Source organism: Saccharopolyspora antiqui, assembly GCF_052246905.1.
GTDB lineage: Bacteria > Actinomycetota > Actinomycetes > Mycobacteriales > Pseudonocardiaceae > Saccharopolyspora.
The window spans coordinates 77,918-86,212 of sequence record NZ_JBQQBO010000032.1 but is presented as its reverse complement, the minus strand read 5'-3'; the positions used below and the strand labels follow the sequence as shown (position 1 = coordinate 86,212).

The 8,295-nt window shown below is 69.1% G+C and carries 7 protein-coding genes; all 7 read right to left on the bottom strand.

Annotation, left to right across the window (positions count from 1 at the left end):
• Window positions 1-57: 57 nt before the first annotated feature.
• Entirely contained in the window at window positions 58-1,026 is a 969-nt protein-coding gene (locus ACTWQN_RS33960; RefSeq protein ID WP_443207745.1) for a DUF6807 domain-containing protein, read from the bottom strand.
• Entirely contained in the window at window positions 1,023-2,150 is a 1,128-nt protein-coding gene (locus ACTWQN_RS33955) for a Gfo/Idh/MocA family protein (RefSeq protein ID WP_443207744.1), read from the bottom strand. The genes ACTWQN_RS33960 and ACTWQN_RS33955 overlap by 4 nt, the downstream gene beginning before the upstream one ends.
• Window positions 2,151-2,523: 373 nt before the next feature.
• The gene (locus ACTWQN_RS33950) at window positions 2,524-3,381 is read right to left on the bottom strand and encodes an ABC transporter permease (protein ID WP_443207743.1); all 858 of its coding nucleotides are present in this window, start codon (window positions 3,379-3,381) and stop codon (window positions 2,524-2,526) included.
• Window positions 3,378-4,310 carry an ABC transporter permease gene (locus tag ACTWQN_RS33945; RefSeq protein ID WP_443207742.1) on the bottom strand — a complete coding sequence of 311 codons (933 nt, stop codon included), beginning with the start codon at window positions 4,308-4,310 and terminating at the stop codon, window positions 3,378-3,380. The genes ACTWQN_RS33950 and ACTWQN_RS33945 overlap by 4 nt, the downstream gene beginning before the upstream one ends.
• The gene (locus tag ACTWQN_RS33940) at window positions 4,307-5,455 is read right to left on the bottom strand and encodes an ABC transporter ATP-binding protein (protein WP_443207741.1); all 1,149 of its coding nucleotides are present in this window, start codon (window positions 5,453-5,455) and stop codon (window positions 4,307-4,309) included. The genes ACTWQN_RS33945 and ACTWQN_RS33940 overlap by 4 nt, the downstream gene beginning before the upstream one ends.
• The gene (locus ACTWQN_RS33935) at window positions 5,452-6,657 is read right to left on the bottom strand and encodes an extracellular solute-binding protein (protein WP_443207740.1); all 1,206 of its coding nucleotides are present in this window, start codon (window positions 6,655-6,657) and stop codon (window positions 5,452-5,454) included. The genes ACTWQN_RS33940 and ACTWQN_RS33935 overlap by 4 nt, the downstream gene beginning before the upstream one ends.
• Before the next feature lie 93 nt (window positions 6,658-6,750).
• Complete coding sequence (locus ACTWQN_RS33930) at window positions 6,751-8,211, bottom strand: glycoside hydrolase family 30 protein (protein WP_443207739.1); 1,461 nt, start codon at window positions 8,209-8,211, stop codon at window positions 6,751-6,753.
• Between the last annotated feature and the right edge of the window lie 84 nt (window positions 8,212-8,295).

The following is an 8,295-nucleotide window of genomic DNA, read 5'->3' as shown; positions in this document are numbered from 1 at the left end:
GCGAAAACCGGCTCCAACCGGCTTTCGCACTCACGACCCCTGGCTGCACGTCGCAGGTCACCACGGATTGCCCTCGATCACGCCGTCCAACTGCTCCCGGTCGCGCGCCCCGTCGAAGACGAACAGCCGGTAGCGCAGTCGCAGGGTATCGCCGTCGGCCAGCACGAGCGGATCGAAGAAGGCCAGCGACGGGTTCACCACCGGGTACGGCTCGCTGCGCACGAACCAACGGCCGTCGGGGATCGCATTGTCCGGCGCATCCTGGAAGAGGAGCGTGGACACGTTGTTGGTGTTGTCGTGCTTGCCGACGAACGCCAACCAAGGCGCGGCGGTACCCATCATCTCCGCGGCCGACCCGCCGCCCGGGGAGATCACCGCTCCCCCGGTGAAGGAGCGCGGACCGCGCCAGAAGAACCCGCAGTAGCCCGCCAACTCGCGCCCGAACACCGTCGGACTGCCGAAGTCCAGGGCCGCACCGCGCACATTGGACAGTTCGGTGCCGAAGTCGAGCAGCCAGCCGCCTTGGTCGCCGCGGACGTAGGACACCCCGACCGTGCGCCGCTCCTCGATCCACTTCTCGCCCGCCGCCGTGATCCAGTCGACGTGCTCCACGAACCCGGTGCGCTCGCCCGCGCTGATCTCCGCGAACTCGCGGTGGTGCAACGCACCGACGTTGGGCAGGTCCAGGTAACCGGCCCCCGGCGCGCCGGGCGTGTAGGTGCCACCGCCCCAGAAGTTCTGCTCCGAGAGGTGCGACGCGGTCATCGCCAGCCCCTTGTGCCACCGGTGGTCGTGCGGCCGGTTGCCGGTGACCACCTCGTCGGCGAACGTCCGCAACGGGTGGAAGTACGGGGCCGGGCATTCGCTGGCCGCGATGTCGTGGCGGTAGATGTAGCGGAACAGCTCCACGCCGCGCGCCTGCACGCTCAGCGCCGAATTCAACTCGTGCACCACGGAAATCGGGTCGGCCGAAGCCTCAACCTGCCCGTTCGGTGCCTGCCGCGCCGCGACTTCGGTTGGCGTCAAGGCTTCGCTCCTTCGCTGTCGGCGACCGGGGCCCAGCCCCGGACTCCGCCGTGCAGGTCGTGGTAGAAGGGGTCGTCGGAGGTGAGCTGTTCGCGGCGCACCAGCTCACCGGTGAACGCCGACCGGTACAGCGCCGTGATCAGTTCGAGGGTCTGCCGCCCAGCCGCGCCGCTGGCCGGTGGCCGCTGCCCCGAGTCCATCGCCGCCAGGATCATCGACAGCTGGGCGGCGTGCGAGCTGCGCACGTTGGCGCCGGGGGTGCGCCAGGAGCGCACCAGGGTTTCGTCGGTCACGTGCGGGGCCGGGGTGTAGTGCCAGTCGGTGTTCTCGTAGCCGTACAGGTGGGTGAGCTCGACCGTGGCGTCGGTGCAGTCGATGCGGATGTAGCTCTCCTCGCGCGGGGAGAGCACGCTGTTGAGGATCGAGGCCATCGCGCCGTTGTCGAACCGCACCGAGGCCATCGAGACGTCCTCGGTCTCCACGTCGCGGTCCAGCCGACCGGCCATCGCGTGGATCTCCGTCCAATCACCGAGCAGCGCCAGCAGCAGGTCCATCTGGTGGATGCCGTGGCCCATCGTGGGGCCGCCGCCCTCGGTCTGCCAGCGCCCGCGCCAGGGCACTTCGAAGTAGCCGTGGTCGCGGTACCAGGTGGTCCGGCACTCCGCGACCAGCGGCCGCCCCAGCTTCCCGGTGGACAGCAGCCGCGCGGCGTGCTTGCCGCCGGAGCCGAACCGGTGCTGGCACACCACGCTCGCGTACGGCCCGCCGTCGCGTTCGGCCGCCTCGATCCGGTCGAATTCCGCCAACGACAGGCACACCGGCTTCTCCACCAGCACCCAGGCACCGGCTTCGAGGCACTGCACGACCGGGTCGACGTGCGCGAACGGCGGCGTGCAGACGTGCACGAGGTCCGGCTTCTGGGTCTCCAGCATCTCCTCGACCGACGAGTACCCCGCCTCGATGCCGTTGGTGGTGCGGAATTCCGCCAACCGGTCCGGGTCGGTGTCCACCGCGGCCACCAGGTCCACGCGGTCGGCGACCGACCGCAGCGCGGGTACATGGCTGTGCTGTGCGATTCCGCCCGCACCGATGATGGCGGCACGCATCTTGCGCGATTCGATCATGTGTCCTTCCCTCGGAGCCGGGCACCTCGCGAGCCCGGAATGTCCAGCACGTTCGGGTTGGAGTTCGCGCGGATCGGCGTGCGGTCTCGCAGGCAAAACGTTGCCACCGCACACGCAGGTGGGTTCGAGTTTCGCTACCCGACAACCTGCGCAAAACCAATCCGCACCCTCGGTTAGTGCCTGTCTTTGGGACCGGGACGGCGTCTGAGTGCCTGTTTTTGAAGTGGTCGTGTCGGGCCGTCCACCTCGGGTGAGGTGGGCGATTTCGCGCGAAATCGCCGTCTCCCATGCGGGGCGGGTGGCGATTTCGCGCGAAATCGCCAGGTCTGCCACACCCGCACCGCCACGCAAAACGAGTCCAAAGACAGGTTTTTCAGTCCCTGGTTCCGGCTGCTCGCCTCACCCCCAGCGTCGGGTCGACGAAGCGCAACGCCACCAGCAGCATCACCAGGGTGGTGAGCATGTAGATGACCGCCATCGCGTCGATCTGCTGGGTGGATTGCAGTCCCGGTGAGGCCGCCGCGTAGAACAGCGCCACCACCAGGGTTTGGCTGTCCGGGCCCGCGACCAGGAAGGTCAGCTCGAACATCCCGACCGTGCGCACCAGCACGAGCACCCCCGCCGCCAGCAGCCCCGGCACCAGCAGCGGCACGAGCACCCGGCGGAAGACCTCGAACGTTCCGGCCCCGCACACCCGCGCCGCCTGCTCCACGCGCGGGTCGATCTGCTCGACGAACGGCACCAGGACCAGGACCGCGAACGGCACCGAGGGCACCAGGTTCACCAGGACGACGCCGAGCAGCGTCTCGGCCAGGTGGTACTTGTACATCACGGTCGCCAGCGGAATGCCGTAGGTCATCGGCGGGATCACCTGCGGCAGCAGGAAAAGCAGCAGCAACAGCCGCTTGCCGGGGAAGGTCAGCCGGGACAGCACGTACGCGGTGGGCACGGCGATCAGCAGCGAGAGGATCACGACCGCGACGGCGACCTGGAGGGTCACCAGCAGCAGGTCGCCGACCGAGTAGTCCTCCCAGGCGAGCCGGTACCAGTCGGCGGTCAGCGATTCGGGCAGCCACGTCCCGGTCCACTTCGCCGCGAACGAGGTCAGCACCACCGCGACCACCGCGCCGAACAGCCCGAGCAGGAATCCGCCGGTGCCGACCCAGGTCAGCGCCCCGGTGAGGGTCCAGCGTCGCGGTCGCCGCGCGGCGCGCGTCGGCATCGTGCTCATCCCTTGCCCCCTGAGCTCGTGCCCCGGTAGAGCCGTCCTCGGCCGAGCATCACCAGGCCCAGCACGACGAGCTCCACCAGCGCCATGATCACCGTGACGGCCGAAGCGAAGGCGTAGTCGATGTCCTGGTAGGCGGCCTCGTAGGCGACGATCGAGATCACGTGCGTGGTGCCGGAGGGATCACCGACGAGGGTCGCCGAGGGGAACACCGCGAAGGACATCACGAACGACAGGCAGAACGTGATCGTCAGGCCGGGCAGCAGCAGCGGCAGCAGCACCATCCGGAACCGCTGCGCAGGTCGGGCGCCCAGCACCGCCGCGGCCTTCTCCAGGTTCGGGTCGATTCCCCCGATGTAGCTGAGCACCAGCAGGAACGCGAACGGGAAACCCGAGATGATCATCGAAATGAGCACCCCGGCGGTGTTGTGGATGAGCACCACCGGTTCGTCGATCAGCCCGCTGAGCAGCAAGATCTGGTTGAACCAGCCGTCCGGGCCGAGGAAGTCGAGCATGCCCTGCGCCACGAAGACGGTGCCCAGGGTCATCGGCACCAGCAGCAGCGCGGTGAGCATTTGCTTGCCGCGCATCGGGTGGCGCATCCGGTAGGCCAGCGGGATCGAGGCGATCACGTTGATCAGCGCGGCCGGAATGCTCAACCGCAGCGTGATCCACACCGAGTCGCGCAGGTAGGGGTCGGCGAAGAAGCGCTGGTAGGTGCTCAACAGGCCGCCCTCGCCCTGGAAGGACAACCCAACGCCGTAGCACAGCGGGTAGATGAAGAAGGCGATCATGAAGACCACGGCGGGCAACGCCAGGAGGACCAGGCGGTTGAACCCGCGACGCTGCAACCACGACCGCGCCGGGGTGCGCACTGCCCCACCGGACGGCTGCGGACGCGCACCGGAGGGCGCCGAAACAGCGCTGCTCATATTCGCTGCCCCTCCGCCGCCAGCGCGACCTGGTCATCGATGTCGTCGGTGCCGTCCGGCGCGGCGTAGAGCCGCAGCCGCTCCGGATCGACCGCGACGGTGACGTCCTCCCCCGGCCGCACCGGGAACGTGCTGTGGGCGTGCAGGATCGATCCGCTGGCGGTGCGGCCCTCCACCGCGTAGTGGTTGCCCTGGTATTCCACGACGCGCACGGTCATCGAGATCCGGTTGGGGCCGCGCGGCGAGTCGGCGGAGGTCACGGTGAGGTCTTCCGCGCGCATCATGGCCACCACCTCGCCGTGCTGCGGCAGTTCGGCTCCCGCGGCCAGCAGTTCGACATCGCCGCCGCGCACCCGCGTCGTGTCGGACCTGGTGTCGGCGACGGTCAGCGGCAGCCTGTTTCGGTAACCCACGAACGCGGCCACGTACGGGCTCTGGGGGTGCTGGTAGATCTCCTGCGGTGTGCCGATCTGCTGCACCACTCCCCCGAGCAGCACGATCAACCGGTCGGCCAGCGACAGCGCCTCCTGCTGGTCGTGCGTGACGTACACGGTGGTCAGCCCGAGCTTCTGGTGCAGCAGTCGGATCTCGGTGCGCATGTCCAGCCGCAGCTTGGCGTCCAAATTGGACAGCGGCTCGTCCATCAGCACCAGGCGTGGTTCGGTGACCACGGCGCGGGCGATGGCGACCCGCTGCTGCTGCCCGCCGGAGAGCTGCGCGGGGCGCTTGTCGGCCTGGTCGACCAACTGGACGAGTTCCAGCGCCTCGCGCACCCGGCGGCGGCGCTCCGGCTTGGCGACCTTGCGCACCGCCAGCCCGAAGCCCACGTTGTCGGCGACGGTGAGGTGCGGGAACAGCGCGTAGTTCTGAAACACCATGCCGAAGTCGCGCTTCTCGGACTGGACGATGTCGACGCGCTCATCGTCCAGCCAGATCGAACCGGAGGTGGGTTCCAGCAGCCCGGCGAGCAGGTTGAGCACGGTCGACTTGCCGCAGCCGGATGGGCCCAGCAGTGCCACGAACTCCCCTCCCCGGATCGTCGCGTTGAGCCCGTCCACGGCGGTGTAGGAGCCGAAGGTGCGGGTGAGCCCGTCGAGGACCAGTTCTTCGAAGGCCGTCTGCCGCGGATTTCCGTCGCTGCTCACCGGTTCGCCCCTCCGTTGCCGATGCGGCGGTTCCAAAGGTCGAACGCGCTGGCCAGCGCATCCGATTCCAGCGGTGTTTCCACCGGGTGCGAGGCGAACAGCGCCGGGTAGAAGTCCGGCCTGCCGAACTCGCGGGCGATGCGCCTGCCCTTCGGGCTGGCCAGCGCGTCGGTGACGCCGTGCACGGGGAAGCTGACGAAACCCTCGTCGTAGGCCAGCGCCTGCTGGTCGGGGCGCAGCATCCAGTCCACCAGCTTCAGCACGACCGGGATGTTCTCGGCCGCCATGCCCCTGGGCAGCGCCGCGTAGTGCGAGTCGGCGACCCAGTGGAACCCGTCGAACACGCCGACCGCGCTGTCCGTCGGGATGGCGCCGTCGGCGCGCTGCCCGATGTCGAAGCTGCAGGTGCTCACCACGATGTCCCGCGATCCGCCCGCGAACTGGTTGAACGCCTCGCTGGTGCCCGACGGGTAGTAGTCGATGAAGGCGTCCAGTTCGGTGAGCAACGACCAGGTCTTCTCCCAGCCCCGCACCGGATCCTTGGGGTCGCGGTCGCCGAGCAGGTAGGGCAGCGCCATCAGGAACGTTCGGCCGGGGCCGGAGTTGTCCGGCCGGGGGTAGCAGAACCGGCCGGGCCGCTGGCGGGCCCAGGCCAGCAGTTCCTGCGGGGTCTTCGGTGGTGTCGGGACGCGCTTCGGCGCGTACTCCAGCAGCGGTCCGTTCGGGCCGTAGGTGGCCACCACGCCGAAGCCGCCGCCGCTCTCGTGCATCTTCGAGGCGCCTGGCACCAACCGATCGGCCAGGTCGGGCAGCGCGGCTCCGTAACGCGGGAACAGCTGGATGAGCATGTTCTCCTGGCGCAGCGACGACAGCCCGTCCCCGCCGGTGAGCACCAGGTCGATGCTGACCCGTCCGGCGTTCTGCTGCGCCTTGATCTTGCCGATCACGTCGGTCGCCGGGGCCTTCAGGTAGTGGTATTCGCTCACGAGTTCCGGGTGCGCCGCCTGGAAGTTCTTCATCATCGCCTTGGAGATCACCAGGTTCCCGGCGACGTCGAAGATCGTCAGCTCCACCGGCTCGGGCGGCAGCGGCGGTAGCGCCTCCGGTTCCGGCGGCAGGTCCGCGCTGGGTGGCGCGCAGCCCGGGAGCGTCGCCGCTGCCGCCGCCCCGCCGAGCACGGCGAGGGCTCGCCGCCGTGACATCGAGAACATCTCCACTTCCCCTCTGCCGATCGCAGCCCGGCGAATCCGATGTGGACGATCTGTTCGCACCGGCCTGCCGGGTGGATCCGGTCGTCAGCGTCGCGCGGGCAGGACGTAGGTGATGATCGAGCGGGCCGGGAGGGTCGCTGCGAAGCTGTTCCCGCGCAACGGGATCGGTTGCAGCTCAGCGATGTCGTGCGCGTTGTCGGTCAGGTAGGGCTGGATCCGGCTGCCGTTCGCGCCGGGGATGCGCACCTCCTCGGTGACCGGCTGGTGGCCGTTGTTGATCACCTGCACCGCGATCGAGCCGTCGGCGTTGCGAAACGCGCTGACCCCCAGATCCGGCAACGAGCCGCGGGTGTCCAGGCGCAGCGCGTCCGGCCGCACGAACCTGCTGAACTGCGCGAAGGCCCACAGCCGCTTGGAAATCTCGACCGAGTCGCCCTGCAACCGGATCAGCCCCGAGTTGGCGGTGCTGGCCGATGCGCCCCACCAGTGGAAGAAGGCGCTGACGTTGCCGTCGGTGAAGGCCTGTTGGATGCGGTTGGCCCACACCAGGCCCTCCCCCGCCACGCCCTGGTCGTCCCACACCGGGGTCCACGGTTCGAAGTCGGCCCATTCCGACTGCCACACCGGCAGTTCCGTGCGCAGCGGCTCCGAGGGCGGACTCGCGTATCCGTGGCCGGTGACGACGTCGAGCTGCTCGCTGGCCGCGGGATCCGCTTGGATCGCGGTCAACATCTCCGCCTGGTCCTGCCACCCGGTGGAATCGCAGCAGACGAGCTGGGTGTCCAGCCCGGAGCGCCGCAGCGTCGGCCCCATCACCTTGAGGAAGTCGGCGGCCTGCGCACCGGTCGCGCGCATGCTGGCGTAGTCGGTGGACAGGTCCGGCTCGTTGAGGAACCCCAGGTGGCTGATCGGGATCCCTTCCTGCTGGTAGAAGCGCAGGTACTGGACGAGGTAGTCGGCGTAGGCCTGCCGCCAGTCACCGCTGGCGCAGGCGGTTCCCGGCATCCCGCACAGCTCGCCGCCGTTGCTGTCGATGCCGTTGGTCTTCATGTAGCCCGGCGCGCTCCACGCGTCGGCGTAGATCTGGTCGACGCCGTAGCGCATCGCCTCCTGCGCCAGCCACACCTGGCTGTTGTCCGAGCCGTCCCAGATGTACTGCGGTTCGGCGTCCGGGCCGCCCGGATCGAACGGCGCGATCGAGCGCATGTGGTCGGAGCTGTTGTCCGGCGAGGAACCGATCCCGTTGCGCAGGATGCTGAATCCCGCGCCGCCTTCGGTGTCGAAGAGCAGGTCCAGCACCCGGCGCTGGTTCGCCGGTGACAGGCCCTCCGACCCGTGCATGATGTTGGAGCGCTGGAACGCCTCGGAGAACCCGAAGCCGTCGACCCGCTGGTGCGTCCGGGTGGGGTCGACCACGATCGACGATTCCACTGCGACGGCGTTGCCCGGACCGAGCAGCGTGGCGGCGAGCACCACCAGCGAAGTCAGCAACGCGGATCGGGCGCGACGGGTTCCGCGCGAGGACGGCATGGCCTGTTCAGTCACCGGCATGACCTCCGCTCGGCCGCTGCGCACCAGCCTCCTGTGCTGTCCAGCGGCGGCCTTCGACTCTGCGGCCGAAAGCGATTG

What these genes read in the sequence shown, in the direction of transcription:
- ACTWQN_RS33955 (WP_443207744.1), bottom strand. Translation starts at nt 2,150, where the DNA reads ATGATCGAATCGCGCAAGATGCGTGCCGCCATCATCGGTGCGGGCGGA.
- ACTWQN_RS33935 (WP_443207740.1), bottom strand. Translation starts at nt 6,657, where the DNA reads ATGTCACGGCGGCGAGCCCTCGCCGTGCTCGGCGGGGCGGCGGCAGCG.
- ACTWQN_RS33945 (WP_443207742.1), bottom strand. Translation starts at nt 4,310, where the DNA reads ATGAGCAGCGCTGTTTCGGCGCCCTCCGGTGCGCGTCCGCAGCCGTCC.
- ACTWQN_RS33950 (WP_443207743.1), bottom strand. Translation starts at nt 3,381, where the DNA reads ATGAGCACGATGCCGACGCGCGCCGCGCGGCGACCGCGACGCTGGACC.